Origin of the sequence: Myxococcus sp. CA040A, from assembly GCF_013336725.1 — a bacterium.
Classification (GTDB): domain Bacteria; phylum Myxococcota; class Myxococcia; order Myxococcales; family Myxococcaceae; genus Myxococcus; species Myxococcus llanfairpwllgwyngyllgogerychwyrndrobwllllantysiliogogogochensis.
On record NZ_JABUMR010000013.1, the window covers coordinates 159,779 to 174,077 of the forward strand.

Genomic DNA, 14,299 nt, shown 5'->3' on the forward strand with positions numbered 1-14,299 from the left:
GATTTCGAAAGGTGCAACGTTGAGCTTCTGGGACCGCATCAAACCCTCGACTCCCTCCGCCACCGCGACGGACGCCCGCCTGTCACCCGACGGCTCCCACCTGGAGCTGACGTGGGACGACGGCACGAAATCGGGCGTCTCCGCACAGACGCTCCGTCAGCAGTGCCCCTGCGCTGGCTGCGTGGACGAGTGGACGAACCAGCGCACGCTGGACCAGACCAAGGTGCCCGCGGACCTGCGCGTCAAGCAGGTCCACCCGGTGGGCAACTACGCGCTGACTTTCGCCTTCAGCGATGGCCACACCACCGGCATCTACCCCTGGAAGCTGCTGCGCGACCTCACCCAGCCCCCCACCGCCTGAGAGCGGCTGCCCCGGAGAGCCCGCCGTGAACGAACGCTATCGGCTCGTCAGGCCCCTGGCCTCCGGAGGCATGGCGGAGCTGTTCCTCGGCGTGGCCCGGGGCGCGGAGGGCTTCGAGCGCACCGTCGCCATCAAGCGCATCCTCCCGCACCTGGCCCAGGAGCCCGACATCGCGCGGATGTTCCTGGCCGAGGCCCGACTCGCCACACAGTTGCAGCACCAGAACATCGCCACCGTGTTCGACGTGGGCGAGAGCCCCTCGGGCCTCTTCCTGGTGATGGAGCTGGTGGACGGGTGGGATTTGGGCGTGTTGCTGCGCCTCGCCGCGCGGCAGCGACAGCGCTTTCCTCCGCACCTCGCGGCCTTCGTCACGCTCCAGGCGCTCGCGGGCCTGCACCACGCCTACCGCAAGCTCCACGAGGGTCGTCCACTGTTGGTGGCGCACCGGGACGTGTCTCCGTCCAACATCCTCGTGTCCCGCGAGGGCGAGGTGAAGGTGACGGACTTCGGCATCGCGCGGTTCAACGGTGCGTCCTTCACCGAACCGGGGCTCTTCAAGGGCAAGGAGGCCTACAGCGCCCCCGAGGTCCTCCAGGGAGAACCCGCCACCGCGCTGAGCGACCAGTTCTCCCTGGGCATCGTCTTCCATGAGCTGCTCACCGGCGCGCATCCCTTCGCGGCCACGTCGCAACCGGGCTCCGTCGCGGTGGCCATCGTCTCGCGGGACGTGCCGCCGCTACCACCGGACGTGCCCGCGCCGCTCGCCGCCGCGGTGCAGCGCATGATGGCCCGCGCGCCCGAGGCTCGCTTTGCCTCACCAGAGGCCGTGGCCGAGGTGCTCGCGCGGTGGCTCGCCCGGTCGGGTGAACCCGCGACCGCGCATGCCCTCACCGCCTTCCTGTCCACGCTGCCCTTGCCTCCCACGCTGAAGGAGCAGGGCGAGACAGCCAGCGACGCGTCTTCGGAAGCTGCCCCGTCGATGTCGCTCGCTCCGGAAGTGCCTCCCTTCTCGTCGGAGGCGGACGAGGCCTCGGAGCTGGCGGGTATCGAGCTGAGCTCGAGTGGACGGCTCATCCACCGCTGCGTTCGCTGTGGCTCGCCGTTGTCCGCACCTCGCGCGCCCTGCGCCGTCTGTGCCGCACGGCTCGCACCACCGGCCCCGGGCGCATTCTCGACTCCGGATGAGCATGGCTCCGGGTTTCTCGCGGCGGATGCATCTCCCTCCTTCGGGGATGAGTCCTCGCATGCGCCCGCGTCTCAGGGCGCTCCCAGCCATTCGAAGGGGAGCCACGCTCCGCCCCCCGCTCGTGGCCCTTCTCCCGGAAACGTCGCCGCGCCGCCTGCACCGGTCGCCAAGACGAAGCTCTACGGGACGACACCTCCGGGGCCTCAAGGCAGCGCCGTGGTCGGAGTATCTGCCGCCTCCGCGCGGCGTCCCCCGCCGCAACCTGTTCTTCGAGAGGTGGCCTCCGGCACGCAGTCCCTCGCCGACAGCATCGAAGGCGCACCGCGCAGGCCCTCGGCGCCGAGCGTGCTTCGCGCGGGCCCGGAGGCCCTGGAGCTGGAAGAACGCGCTCCGCGTCCGGAGAGCACCTTCGACGCGGTGCCCGCCTCCAGCGTCCCGAAACGCTGGGGTCGATATGTCATCGCGCTCGTGGGCCTCGCGGCGGCGGTGGGCGGCAGCGTGTGGCTCTGGCCCCACCGCACCCAACTCACGGGGCGACTCATGGCCAGCGTGAATCAGCCCATGGCCGCGCCCGTGCTCATGCTCATGAGCGAGCCCTCGGGTGCGACGGTGCTGGTGGACGACAAGCCCGTGGGGACGACGCCCCTCGCGCTCGACAACCTGTATCCGGCGGGCCCCGTCTCCGTGCAGGTACGCCACAAGGGCTACCGCACCTGGAAGGGCACCTTCCCCGGAGCCAAGGCCGCGCAGCTCGAAGTGAAGCTGCAGCGCTGAGGAGCATCACCCCGCGCGGGCCACGCCGTGTCGCGTGGCCCCCAGGGTTCGCTCACTTCACCAGACGCAGATGACTCCGACGCGGCGGAGGCGAGTCGTCCTTCGGCCCTTCGGGCGGCGGGACTTCCGACGGAGGCGGTGGCGGTGGCGCCACCTCATCCACGGGCTCGGTGGGCACTTCGCGCAGGAAGGTGCGCGGACGCTCGGCGGCCACGGGGACGGGGAGCGGCTGCGGCGGAGGACGCGCGGCGGCGGGCTGCTGAAGCAGCTCCGGCGGCATGTCCTCCATGTACATCCACGACTCCTTCGTCACGTGGCTGGCGATGGCGAACAGCGCCGACCACGGCACCGCCACCGTGAAGCGCGAGCCCGAGAAACTCAACGTGCAACGCACACCCCACTCGCCCACCGTAAGGTCCGGTGGGTCGAAGCGGTACGACAGGTTGAGGCGCAGATGGGCCTCTCCCCGGAGTGATGCGGGAACGAGCACGCCCGGCCTTCGCGCGTCCAGGTGGATCATCACCATCCCCTGGTCCAGCGAGGCGAGCAGCCGCTCCTTCTTGTCCAAATCCTTCGTGTCGTCCATCCGGTGTACGGCGGAGAGAAATGCGGGCGCGCTCAACGACGGCGCACGGCCCGGTCCATCTCCCGCTTCGTCTCCCGTTCCTTGATATCGTGGCGTCTGTCTTCGTGTGTCTTGCCCCGACAGAGCCCCAGCTCCACCTTGGCGCGCCCCTGCTTGAAATACAGCACAAGCGGGATGATGGAATAACCACGCTCCCGCACCTTGGTGGTCCACCGGTCAATCTCGGCCCGGTGCATCAGCAGCTTCCGGCCGCGCGTGGGCAGATGGTCGAACACACTGGCGGACTTGTAGGAACCGATGTGGGCATTGAGCAAGAACAGCTCACTGCCCTTGGGCAGGGCGTACGCGTCCGAGAGGTTGGCCTCCCCTTGTCGCAGCGACTTCACCTCGCTTCCCGTCAGCTCCAGACCGGCTTCCACCTTTTCGTCCACGGTGTAGTCGAAGCGCGCACGCCGGTTCTCGGCGACGACCTTGATTCCCTGCTCGCCGCCAGCCGGCCCCTTCGACTTTCCACCCGATGCCATACGTGTCCTGGGTCTCCTAACCGCCAAGCGCCATGTTGTCGATGAGGCGTGTATTGCCGCTGAAGGCCGCCACCAGCAGCCGAGCGGCCTGTCCGGGGGCCACCGACGCAAGCGGCGTGAGTCGCTGGGCGTCCACCAGCTCCACGTAGTCCTCACGCAGCCCGGCGGACGACAGCTCGTGCCGGACAGCGCCCGTCAGCGCCTCCGCATCCCGCCTGCCGCCCTGAAGCAACGTCAGCGCGGCCCGGAGGCCTCGCGACAGGGACAGCGCTCGCTGCCGCTCCTCGGAGGACAGGTAGGCATTTCGGCTGCTCATCGCCAGCCCGTCGGGCTCGCGAACCGTCGGCATCCCGACGATGTCCGCGCCCAGGTGCAGGTCCCGGTTGAGCGCCCGGATGACCTGGAGCTGCTGGTAGTCCTTCTCCCCGAACAAGGCCGCGTCGGCCCGGAAGAGCGCCAGCAACTGGGTGACGATGGTGGCCACGCCCCGGAAATGCCCCGGACGGCGGGCGCCACACAGGCCCTGGCTGACCTCCGTCACCTCGACGTAGGTCTCGTAGCCGGGCGGGTACATGGCCTCGGGCACGGGCGCGAAGACGACGTCGGCGCCCGCTTCGCCACACTTGGCCAGGTCGCCGTCGAAGTCGCGCGGATAACGCGAGAGGTCCTCGCGGGGACCGAACTGGGTGGGATTGACGAAGATGGAGACGGCCACCACGTCGGCGCGACGGCGCCCCTCGCGGATGAGCGAGAGGTGCCCTTCGTGCAAGAAGCCCATGGTGGGCACCAGCGCGAGCCGGCGCCCCTCACGGCGCAGCCCCGCCGCCCACGTCTTCACTTCATCCACGGTGCGGAGGACGGCGGGCGCCATGGCTAGACCGGAATCCCGTAGACGGGGCCGACCTTCTCCTCACCCTCGGCGGGAGCTGCGACCTCGCCCTCGAGGGCCTTGCCCGCGCCCAGGGCCGCGGGGGCCACCAGGCGGATGCTCTTGCTCGCCTTGAACGAGTGGTCCTCGTCCGGGAACGCGCCCTGGCGGATCTCCGTGAAGAACGCGCCGGCGGCCTCGGTGATGGAGCCGTGCAGGTTGGCGTAGCGCTTGACGAACTTGGGCTTGAAGTCCGGGTTCATTCCCAAGAGGTCGTAACAGACGAGCACCTGTCCGTCGCAATAACGTCCCGCGCCAATGCCGATGGTGGGGATGCTCAGGCTCTGCGTAATCGTGCGCGCCAGCTCCAGCGGCACGCCCTCCAGCACCAGCGCGTAGGCGCCTGCGGCCTCCAGGGCCAGCGCATCGTCGAGAATCTTGCGCGCCTGCTCCTCGTCGCGGCCCTGGACGACATAGCCGCCCATCTTGTGGACCGACTGAGGCGTCAGCCCCAGGTGCCCCATGACGGGGATGCTGGCGCGGACGATGGCGCGGACGACGTCCGCGAACTCGGCGCCACCCTCGAGCTTCACGCTGCCCACGCCGCCTTCCGTCACCAGCCGGCCCGCGTTGCGGACGGCCTCATGCGCGGAGACCTGGTAGCTCAAGAAGGGCAGGTCTCCCACCACGTGCGCCCTCCTGGCGCCCCGGGTGACGGCCGCCGAGTGGTAGACCATCTGGTCCATCGTCACGGGCAGCGTGGAGTCATGTCCCTGGACGACCATGCCCAGCGAGTCACCGACGAGCAATACGTCCGCACCCGATTGGTCCAGGATGTGGGCGAACGTGGCGTCGTAAGCGGTGACCATGCAGATCTTCTGGCCGATCTGCTTGAAGCGCTTCAGCGAATGGATGGTGACCTTGTCCTTCACGGTTCACCTCCTGATGGGTGAGGGTGGATACGGCTCAAGCCGCTTCGCTGCCCCTCGCCGTCCCAGGAAGGGATCGCCGGAAGCCACGAAGTCGGCCCCAGCAGTCTAACGCCCCCAGGGCGCCCGTGGGACTTCATCAGCGGGCAACCCACCAGGAGCCCGAAATCAGGGCCGCCGGGATGCCTTGGGGAGGTAGTGCTGCGTCCCCGGCTTCGCCTTCCGGATGGCGGCGAGCAGGTCTTCCCGGTCCGCCTCGTTATTCACGAAATCAATATCCGACGTATCCACCACGAGGAGCGGCGTCTCCGTGTAGTGGAAGAAGAAGTTGTTGTACGCGTGGACGAGGCCCTCCAGGTACGTGGAGTCGAACTTGCGTTCGAACTCGCGGCCCCGCTTCTTGATGCGCTGGAGCAGCACGTCGAGGCGGGCCTGGAGGTAGACGACGACGTCGGGCTTGGTGACGCGAGGCCCGAGCGCCTCGAAGACGCGCTCGTAGAGGGCCAGCTCGTGGGCGTCCAGGTTGAGGTGGGCGAAGATGCGGTCCTTGGCGAACAGGTAGTCGCTGACCGTGACGGAGCGGAAGAGGTCCTGCTGGAACAGCTCCTGCTGCTGCCGGAAGCGCGACAGGAGGAAGAAGATCTGCGTCTGGAACCCGAACTTCTGCCGGTCCGTATAGAAGTTGGAGAGGAAGGGGTTCTCCTCCACGACTTCAAGGACGCGCCGCGCGCTCAGCCGCTCCGAGAGGATGTTGGAGAGGCTCGTCTTTCCGACGCCAATGGGCCCCTCGACCACGATGTACCGGTAGTCCATCCGCCGAGGCCTCCCGACCCGGAATGCGCGGTGCGGCCCATGCCCGCCTCTGACGAGGACGCGGGGCCTCGCGTGGGGGCGCGGATAACACAACATGGCCGGATGGATCGGCAATTTTCCACGGCCTGGGCGATGACGGGAACCCCCAGCGCTCGCTTGACGCTGTGGGGGGCATCCCCTTACGGTCGCGCCGATTCCATGGTGTGTGCGCGGGGTGCCCTTCAGTCATGAGTGGAAGGCAGCGGGCGAAGACGGTGGTGCGGCTCGAAGAGGCCCGCCAGAGCGCCGCGCCCAAGGCACCGGCAGAGCAGCCTCCCGTGGAAGCAGACCCGCTCTACGGCGTGGTGCTGTTGAAGACGGCCCTGGAGCTGAAGCGGCGCAAGGACGGCACCGTGGAGGAAATCCTCCGCGACGTGCTGGCCCGCATGCGAATCCCGGAGGCGGAGTTCCGCGCGTTCCTGGAGCAACAGGGCGGGCTGCTCCAGGCCCTCGGAACGCGCTGCAGGTAGTCAGGCAGGCGGGCGAGTGCCCGCCCCTCCCCTACTCCTCCGCCCCACCCTCGTCGGACAGGTCCACCTTGGGAGTCACCGTGCCCGGAGCCACGGGGCCGAGCGCGCGCTCTATCGCGGCGAACTCCTCCGGCGCGAGCGTCTCCGCGCGGCGCATCGGGTCGATTCCCGCCGTCTCCAGCGCGGCCAGCATCACCGCGGGCGTGCCGAGCGACTTGTCGGACTTGAGCGAGTTGAGCAGCGTCTTGCGGCGCTGGGCGAATGACGCCTTCACCACGCGGGTGAAGCGCGCCTCGTCGATGATGGGCGCGCGCGGCGTCTTGCGGCGCGTGAGTGACAGCACCGCGGAGTCCACCTTCGGCGGCGGATGGAAACGCCACGCCTCCAACGTGAGGACATTCTCCGCGTCGAAGTGCAGCCCGAGCAGCACGGTGAGCAGGCCGTACTCGCGCGTGCCGGGCTCGGCGGCGAGCCGCTCGACCACTTCCTTCTGCAGCGTGAAGACGGCGCGCGAGACACGGGCTCGCTGCTCCAGCACGCGAAAGAGGATGGAGCTGGTGAGGTGATACGGAAGGTTGCCGGCGACGGCGACCTCGGGGGCTCCGGCGACCTCGGCGAAGTCCACGGTGGCGGCGTTGCCCGCCACCACGCGCACCCCGGGGATGGCCTCCTTCTCCAGCACCGTCACCATGTCCCTGTCCCGCTCCACCGCGGTGACGAGCGCACCGGTGGCGGCGAGGAAGCGGGTGAGGTGGCCCAGGCCGGGCCCCAGCTCGACGACGGGCTCACCCGGGCGCAGGTTCAGCGCGTCCGCGATGGCCTCGAGGGCCTCCTCGTCTCCGAGGAAGTTCTGGCCCCAGCTGTACTTCGCGCGCAGGCCATGGCGCTTGAGGATGTCTCTGGGCGATTCCAACCGGGTGTCCTTGCTCACATGCGCCAGGCGGGGTCAGCCGCCAGACGGAAGTCTCCGCGCAGACCGCGGCGCCAGGCCTCATACCCCGCGACGGCGATCATCGCGCCATTGTCCGTGCACAACCGCACCGGCGGCAGGAACATGCGCAGCCCCCGCTCCTCGGCGCGCTGCTGACACAGCGCCCTCAGGCGCGAGTTGGCCGCCACGCCTCCGCACAGCACGAGGTTCCGGTGGCCCAGCCGACGCGCGGCTGCCACCAGCTTCTTCGACAGCACGTCCGCCACCGCCTCCTGGAACGAAGCGCACAAGTCGTTCAGCGCCTGTCCCTGGGGCACGCCGTGCTTCTGCACGTGGTGGAGCACCGCCGTCTTCAACCCGGAGAAGGACACGTCGAAGTTGTCCCCCGGCAGCGCGCGCGGGAAGCGGATGGCCGCCGGGTCACCCTTCTTCGCGAGTTCGTCGATGGGCTGTCCCCCCGGGTACGGCAACCCGAGGATGCGCGCCGTCTTGTCGTAGGCCTCGCCCGCCGCGTCATCGCGCGTGCTGCCCACCAGCTTGTAGTGGCCGAACGCCTGAACGTCGTAGAGGCTGGTGTGTCCACCCGAGACGACGAGGCCGAGGAACGGCGGCTCCGGTGCATCCTCGAGCAAGCGGATGGCCAGCAGGTGGCCCTCCAGGTGATTGGCGCCGACGAAGGGCTTGCCGGTGGCGAGGCTCAGCCCCTTGGCCACCTGGAGTCCCACCAGCAGCGCGCCGATGAGGCCCGGACCGGAGGTGACGGCGATGAGGTCCACGTCGTCGAGCGTCTTCTGGGCGCGCGTCAGGGCCTCGTGGATGACCGGCATCACCTGGACGATGTGGTTGCGGGAGGCCAGCTCCGGCACCACGCCGCCCCAGCGCCGGTGGATGTCCACCTGGGTGGAGACGACGTCCGACAGCACCCGCCGCCCGTCCTCCACGACGGCGGCGGCGGTCTCATCACAGGAGGTTTCCAGGCCGAGGACGAGCAAGGCGACTCACTTCACTTCCAGCAGGACGGGGAAGGTACCGGGAGGTCCGCCGCCCACTCAGTTGCCGAGCATCTTGAGCATCGCGCGGGCCTCGTTGGCGGATGCCCCCGAGGGTTCCAGCATCAAATACTTCTTGTAGGCGTCGGCCGCCTGGGAATTCTTCCCGATGGACTGGTAGGCCATGCCCAGCGACAGCCAGGCGCGCGAGTTCCGCTCGTCATCGCGCACGACCTCGATGAGCAGCTTCGTGGCCTCGCGGAAGGCCGCATCCGACTCGAAGCCGTTGACCAGGGCGATGCCCAGTCCGGCCTTCGCCTCGGTGGAGCCTGGCTTGAAGAGCAGCGCCTTGCGGTAGAACGCCGCCGCGGACTTGTAGCGACTTCCGACGGTGGCGGACCGCGCCTGCTTGATGAGCCCCGCGTACTCCACCTCGGGGTCCACGGCGGGAGGAGGGGGCGTGCCGGAGTCGGCCACCGCGGGCGGCGCCTCCACCACGGCGGTGCCCGCGTCCGGCCCGGCGGCCACGGGCGTCTCGACAACGAGCGTGCCGGAGTCCGTTGAGGTGGCGGGCGCCTCGACGACGGGCGTGCCGGAATCCGTCGCGGTGGCGGGCGCCTCGACGACGGGGGTGCCCGAGTCGGCCTCGGTGGGCACGGGCGGAACGACGTCCGAGCCCTGGGACGGAGGAGGCGTCTGGACGGTCCCCACCTTCGGCGGCTCGGGAGGCGGCGTGTCTTGCGGCTTCTCGCCTCGACCTCCGATGACGACCACCGCCGCCACCGCGCCGATGAGGGCCAGCGCCCCCGCGACGTAGAGCCCCGTGCGCTTGGGGCGAACGGGAGCCACGTCGGAGTCGGAGGAAGCAGGACTCGACGGCGTCACGGACGGCGTGGGCGACGCAGCGGCGGTGATGACGGGCGTCGGCGTCACCGGGGTGACCAGGGCCGGAGGCGGCGCGGACGGCGTCGGCGGCTCCTCGGGGATGACGGGCGCGACGACGGGGCGCTCGGGAACACCGTGCCCCGGGTACGGAGGAAGCGCGAGCTGCGGCGGCGCGGACGCGGGGACTTCCTCGACCTCCGCGATGGTGTCGACGTCGACGGACGAGGACTCACCGCCGCTCACCAGCGTCACCTCGGAAGACGGAGGCGCGGGCGTCGGAGGCGGAACGGGCGGGAAGGGATTGGGCCCCACCGCCGCCCCACCGAAGATGGGGGCGCGCGGCGCGGGCGCGGGCTCCACGGCGGGAGCGCTCGATGACAGGGCGTGCGCCGAGGAACCCCCGTTTGTTCCGAAGCCCCTCGGCCCCGGCGACCACACCGAGCCCGGTCCCCAGGTCGTGGGCGCGCTGATGCCCTCCGTGTCTACCCGGCTCCAGTCGAGCAGCAGGCTGCGATGCGCATGCTCCACGGCGCGGTGGGCCGGCGGCGGCTCCACGAGGAAGGACGAGCCTTCCGCCACCACGGGCGGCAGCGTGGGCGCTTCGCCATCCGCATCCGCCGGGTCTTCGTACGCCGGGCCCTGGCGCTTGGGGCGCGCGTGGAAGACGACGACGTTGGCGGGCACCGCCGGCGCGGGAGCGAAGTGCTCCTCGGGCGGGGCCGTGACGGGCTCCTCCTCCACTCCCGCGGGCGGCGCGAGCACGCTGTGCGGCATGGCGCGCACGGCGGGCGGCTCCGGCTCTACGTGCGCGACGACGGCGGGCGGCTCCGGCTCCACGGGCGCGGCGACGGGGGCCTGCGGCGCGGGCTCCACGGGGGCGCTCGGTAGCGGGGCCGCGTTGAGCCACTGCTCGATGCCGGGCTTGGTGCTCTGCACCGGCTCCAGCGGCGCGTTGCCCAGCTCGCGGATGAGCCCCTCGAAGTACAGCTTGCTGATGATGCCCAGCGCGGCCAGGTCCTCGAAGTCCGAGTCCTCCACCACGCGGCTCAGCGCGCGCTTGCCGTCGAACAGGCGCAACAGCCCGTTCACCTCGTCCGGAATCTCCGAGAGGCGGTCGGCGAGCTGGTGGTAGTCGATCTCGAACACCGTCTCCAGCGGAGGCAGCTGCTCGAGCATGCGCCCCCACTCGTCGAGGCGCCGCATGCCCTCCATCAGCAGACCCTGCGTGGAGATCTCGATGCGCTCGGGCCGGTCCAGCGAGGTGAACTGGACGTCGAACTGGCCTTCGAAGGTGTTGAGCAGCCGGTAGAAGGCGTTCTCGCCCTTGAGCCGGCCCAGCTCCGCGTCGATGACGCGACCTTCCTTGAAGTAGACGGTGCCGGTGCGCTCGCCCTGGATGGAGATGACGCCCGTCTTGCGGCCAATCTCGAACGTCTGGACCAGGTCCACCACGCCCATGTCGGCGAGGCTGCCGGCGAAGCCACCCTTCGTCGTCTCCCGCTTTTCGATCCTCTCCTTCTCCGCCTTCTGGAGGATCATCTTCACGCGGGTGACGATCTCTTTGATGTAGATCGGCTTGGTCAGGTAGTCGTCGCCGCCAAGCTCCAGGCCGCGCACCTTGAACTCGACCGACTTCTGACTCGTCAGGAAGACGAACGGGATGAACTTGAAGCGCTCATCCGACTTGAGCGCCTTGCACAGCTCGAAGCCGTCCATCTCCGGCATCTTGGTGTCCGCGAGCACCAGATCCGGCGGGCTGATCTGCACCTTCTCGATGGCGTCCTTGCCGTGGATGGCCGTCGTCACGGAGAAGCCGGCCTTCTTCAGGCTGACCTCCATCACGCGAAGACTCTTCGCGTCCCCATCCACCAGGAGCAGGTGCTGCTTGGCCACGTTACTTGCCTTTCATCACGGAGGACGATTCGCGGAAGTGCCCGGCGCGGGGGAGCATCCTGCCCGCTTTCCAGGCATGTCAATGGGTTGGAGCGGCGGGGAAGCTGGCTGCCCCCCGTTCAACCAGGGGGTGCGAGCAGTCCCCGGAGGGTAGCGCGAGCCCCCGGCAGAGGCTCCCATCCGCCGGGGTACGACCTGGGGCGCCGGAGGCGGCCTCAGCGGAAGAATCCCCCCTTCTTGGGTGGGTTCTTCTTCCGCATGTCGATCAGCCGCAGCTCCTGGTTCGCCTCCAGGTGCTTGGAGTTGGAGCGGACCGCGTCCCGGAAGTGGCGCTCGGCCCGGTCCATGTCGCCCTCCACGCGGGCGATGACGCCCAGCTGGTAGTGGGCACGGTCACAGTTCGGGTCGGTGCGGACCGCATCCGCCATCATCTGCTTGGCCTTGGCCATGTCCGCCTTGCGCGCGGGGTCCATGTAGATGGCCCAGGCGCGCGCGGCCAGGTAGGTCGCCTTGGGGTCCAGCGCGTAGGCGCGCTCGTAGTGGTCCGACGCGGTGGTGAAGTCGCGCTTGCGGAAGTAGACCTCGCCCATCTTGTAGAGGTCGTCGGGGCTGCTCTCCGGCCGGCCCGGCGCGGGACGGGACGACGAGCCTCCGGACTGGGGCGCCTTGGGCATCGACTGCTGGGCCTGGAGCGTCTGGATGTAGGCCTTGCGGCGGGCATCGTCGTAGAGGACCTCGTACGCCTCGCGGATGCCCTCGAAGACGGAGGTGATCTTCTGCGCGAGGTGCGGCAGCGTCGGCGGCAGGCGGTCCGGGTGGAAGACCTTGGCCAGGCTGAGGAAGGCGGCCTTGACCTGATCCCTCGTTGAGTCCTGGGAAACGCCCAGCACGTAGAAGTGGTCGCGGCGGGCCTGGATGTCGGCGAAGCGCTGCTCGATCTGCTGGGCGTGGCGCGCCTCGTCCGGCTTGGGGGGCTCGGAGGGGGCGGCGACCGGAGCGGTGGGGCCGGGCTCGGCCACGGGCGTCGCGGCGGTGGTGGCCGGGGCGCCCCGATTCCCGAGGACGCCCATGTTCTCCATGGCACGGCGCAGCAGGCGCTGGCGCCGCAGCTTCGCTGCCTCGTCGGGATTGGAGGGATCTGCCGCCACGTCGTCCTCGTCGAAATCCCAGTCGTCTAGATCACCGGACGGCTCGGACCACGCAGTCTCGCCAGTTGGGCCGGTGTTGTCACCGGGGAAGGTCTCGAAGTCCGATTCAATGGTCGCCTCGACGATGCCTTCAACGGGAGGCTCGTCGACGTTCGCCTGATTGACATCCGAGCGGACGAGCGTCTCCAGGTGGGCATCCACGTGCTGGAGCGCGGCCTCGAAGGAGGCGGTCAGCGTTTCGGCGGCCTCGTCCTTGTCGAATGAGACGATGCGCCAGAGGTCGTCCTCGGTGGCCCTGCCGCTCTTGGGGGGCGTGGGCCCCAGGCGCAGCGGCGGCGGCGCGGCGACAGGGGCGGGACGGGTGGCCCACAGGCTGTCGTCGGTCTCCTGCTCGACAGACTCCTCGTCGGGGCTCTCCTCGGGCTCCACGGGCATGAGGACGGGAGGGCCGTCCAGGGCGACAGGGGTGAGGACGGGCGGCCCCGCGACGGTGCGTGGAGGCAGGGAGGGCGGTGTGGGCAGCGGATCCGCGGCGGCCCAGAGCTCGGGCTCGGGCTCGGGTTCGAGTTCGAGCAGCGGCAGGTCGGACTCGGACTCGGCCGGCGGCGTGAGGAGGGTCTCCTTCGCGCGCCAGGACTCGTCCTGGACGGGGACTCGGTCCCGGGTCCGGGTGGGAGGCACGGTGCCCGGAGGCTCGTCCGCGAGCCAGGGCTCGAGCGGCTGGGACTTCGAGCGCCGCAGCGCCTCTTCCATGTCGTGGAGGAGCTCCGCCTGGGCGCGCTCCCGGGCCGTTCGCAAGGCTTCGCGGCTTTCGGCATGGAGGGGGAGGCTCGCCTGGGACGAAGACGCCGCGAGCGGCGGGACGTTGGAGGCGCGGGGGAAGGGGTTCGCGGGAGGCGGCTCATCGGGATCCGCGGGGATGATGTCCCCGACGTCGAGAGTGAGCGCGTCGATGTCGTCCGAGGCGTCAGCGTCGGGGGCCGAGGGCGCGGGGAGCTGGAGGGCCTGCTCCGGCGCGAGCCGGGCCTCTTCGGCGATGTGCTGCTCGTCGGACTGAAGGGCTTCGGCGGCGAGGCGGGCTTCCTCGGCTTGCCGTGCCTCGTCGGCGAGGCGCTGCTCCTCCGCGAGGCGGGCCTGTTCAGCGTGACGCACTTCCTTCGCGCGCCGCACCGCATCCGCGCGGCGACGCTCGACTTCGAGACGGACTTCCTCCGCGTGACGCGCCTCTTCCGCGAGCCGGGCCTCTTCCTCGAGCCGGGCCTCCTCGGCGAGTCGCTCTTCCTCTGCGAGAAGCTGGGCTTCTTCGGCCAGGCGGATGATTTCGGTACGCTGTTCTTCCTCGGCGCGGAGCCGAGCTTCTTCGGCCAGACGGGCTTCCTCGGCGCGCTGTTCTTCCTCGGCGCGGAGCCGAGCCTCTTCCGTCAGCCGGGCTTCTTCCGCGAGGCGCTCTTCCTCGGCTCGGAGTCGACCCTCTTCCGCCAGCCGGGCCTCCTCAGCGAGCCGAGCCTCTTCCTCGCGGCGCTCTTCAGCGAGCCGCGCCTCTTCAGCGAGCCGGGCCTCTTCAGCGAGCCGGGCCTCTTCCTCGCGGCGCTCCTCAGCGAGTCGGGCCTCTTCAGCGAGTCGTGCCTCTTCCTCGCGGCGCTCCTCAGCGAGTCGTGCCTCTTCAGCGAGTCGTGCCTCTTCCTCGCGGCGCTCCTCAGCGAGTCGGGCCTCTTCAGCGAGCCGTGCCTCTTCCTCGCGGCGCTCCTCGGCGAGCCGGGCCTCTTCAGCGAGTCGCTCTTCCTCCGCACGAACCCGAGCTTCCTCCGCGAGCCGAGCCTCTGCCGCGAGCCGAGTCTCCTCAGCGCGTCGCTCTTCCTCCGCGCGGACCCGCACCTCTTCGGCGAGTCGAGCCTCTTCAGCG

The 14,299-nt window shown here is 69.8% G+C and carries 12 protein-coding genes; 3 read left to right on the forward strand and 9 right to left on the reverse strand.

The window, feature by feature from the left end:
- Positions 1-19 precede the first annotated feature (19 nt).
- Both HUA75_RS41015 and HUA75_RS41020 read left to right on the forward strand, forming a co-directional pair.
- Entirely contained in the window at positions 20-361 is a 342-nt protein-coding gene (locus HUA75_RS41015) for a DUF971 domain-containing protein (protein WP_141647296.1), read from the forward strand.
- 25 nt (positions 362-386) lie between these two features.
- Positions 387-2,321, forward strand: a complete 1,935-nt coding sequence (locus HUA75_RS41020) for a serine/threonine-protein kinase (protein WP_174489534.1) — start codon at positions 387-389, stop codon at positions 2,319-2,321.
- Between the two features lie 52 nt (positions 2,322-2,373).
- Here HUA75_RS41020 and HUA75_RS41025 read toward each other — a convergent pair whose 3' ends face one another.
- The 5 genes from HUA75_RS41025 to HUA75_RS41045 form a co-directional block, all read right to left on the reverse strand.
- Positions 2,374-2,907 carry a ClpXP protease specificity-enhancing factor SspB gene (locus HUA75_RS41025; RefSeq protein ID WP_174489535.1) on the reverse strand — a complete coding sequence of 178 codons (534 nt, stop codon included), beginning with the start codon at positions 2,905-2,907 and terminating at the stop codon, positions 2,374-2,376.
- 32 nt (positions 2,908-2,939) lie between these two features.
- The gene (smpB, locus tag HUA75_RS41030) at positions 2,940-3,431 is read right to left on the reverse strand and encodes an SsrA-binding protein SmpB (protein WP_141647299.1); all 492 of its coding nucleotides are present in this window, start codon (positions 3,429-3,431) and stop codon (positions 2,940-2,942) included.
- A 16-nt stretch (positions 3,432-3,447) separates the two neighbouring features.
- Positions 3,448-4,302, reverse strand: a complete 855-nt coding sequence (panC, locus tag HUA75_RS41035) for a pantoate--beta-alanine ligase (RefSeq protein WP_174489536.1) — start codon at positions 4,300-4,302, stop codon at positions 3,448-3,450.
- 2 nt (positions 4,303-4,304) lie between these two features.
- Entirely contained in the window at positions 4,305-5,231 is a 927-nt protein-coding gene (gene panB / locus HUA75_RS41040; protein ID WP_174489537.1) for a 3-methyl-2-oxobutanoate hydroxymethyltransferase, read from the reverse strand.
- A 165-nt stretch (positions 5,232-5,396) separates the two neighbouring features.
- On the reverse strand, positions 5,397-6,041 hold the full coding sequence (locus HUA75_RS41045; protein ID WP_141647302.1) for a deoxynucleoside kinase: 645 nt from the start codon (positions 6,039-6,041) through the stop codon (positions 5,397-5,399).
- Between the two features lie 227 nt (positions 6,042-6,268).
- Between HUA75_RS41045 and HUA75_RS41050 the strand changes: the two genes are divergently transcribed.
- Positions 6,269-6,550 carry a hypothetical protein gene (locus tag HUA75_RS41050; protein ID WP_141647303.1) on the forward strand — a complete coding sequence of 94 codons (282 nt, stop codon included), beginning with the start codon at positions 6,269-6,271 and terminating at the stop codon, positions 6,548-6,550.
- A gap of 31 nt (positions 6,551-6,581) precedes the next feature.
- Here HUA75_RS41050 and rsmA read toward each other — a convergent pair whose 3' ends face one another.
- From rsmA to HUA75_RS48115, 4 genes are all read right to left on the reverse strand, one after another.
- The gene (gene rsmA, locus HUA75_RS41055; protein ID WP_174458123.1) at positions 6,582-7,463 is read right to left on the reverse strand and encodes a 16S rRNA (adenine(1518)-N(6)/adenine(1519)-N(6))-dimethyltransferase RsmA; all 882 of its coding nucleotides are present in this window, start codon (positions 7,461-7,463) and stop codon (positions 6,582-6,584) included.
- A gap of 14 nt (positions 7,464-7,477) precedes the next feature.
- Positions 7,478-8,473 carry a tRNA (adenosine(37)-N6)-threonylcarbamoyltransferase complex transferase subunit TsaD gene (gene tsaD, locus HUA75_RS41060; RefSeq protein WP_174464358.1) on the reverse strand — a complete coding sequence of 332 codons (996 nt, stop codon included), beginning with the start codon at positions 8,471-8,473 and terminating at the stop codon, positions 7,478-7,480.
- Between the two features lie 57 nt (positions 8,474-8,530).
- Positions 8,531-11,248, reverse strand: a complete 2,718-nt coding sequence (locus HUA75_RS41065) for a response regulator (RefSeq protein ID WP_174489538.1) — start codon at positions 11,246-11,248, stop codon at positions 8,531-8,533.
- A 215-nt stretch (positions 11,249-11,463) separates the two neighbouring features.
- A partial coding sequence (locus tag HUA75_RS48115; protein WP_371746310.1) for a DnaJ domain-containing protein occupies positions 11,464-14,299 on the reverse strand: 2,836 nt, incomplete at its 5' end.

What these genes read in the sequence shown, in the direction of transcription:
- HUA75_RS41025 (WP_174489535.1), bottom strand. Translation starts at nt 2,907, where the DNA reads ATGGACGACACGAAGGATTTGGACAAGAAGGAGCGGCTGCTCGCCTCG.
- panC (WP_174489536.1), bottom strand. Translation starts at nt 4,302, where the DNA reads ATGGCGCCCGCCGTCCTCCGCACCGTGGATGAAGTGAAGACGTGGGCG.
- HUA75_RS41045 (WP_141647302.1), bottom strand. Translation starts at nt 6,041, where the DNA reads ATGGACTACCGGTACATCGTGGTCGAGGGGCCCATTGGCGTCGGAAAG.
- smpB (WP_141647299.1), bottom strand. Translation starts at nt 3,431, where the DNA reads ATGGCATCGGGTGGAAAGTCGAAGGGGCCGGCTGGCGGCGAGCAGGGA.
- HUA75_RS41050 (WP_141647303.1), top strand. Translation starts at nt 6,269, where the DNA reads ATGAGTGGAAGGCAGCGGGCGAAGACGGTGGTGCGGCTCGAAGAGGCC.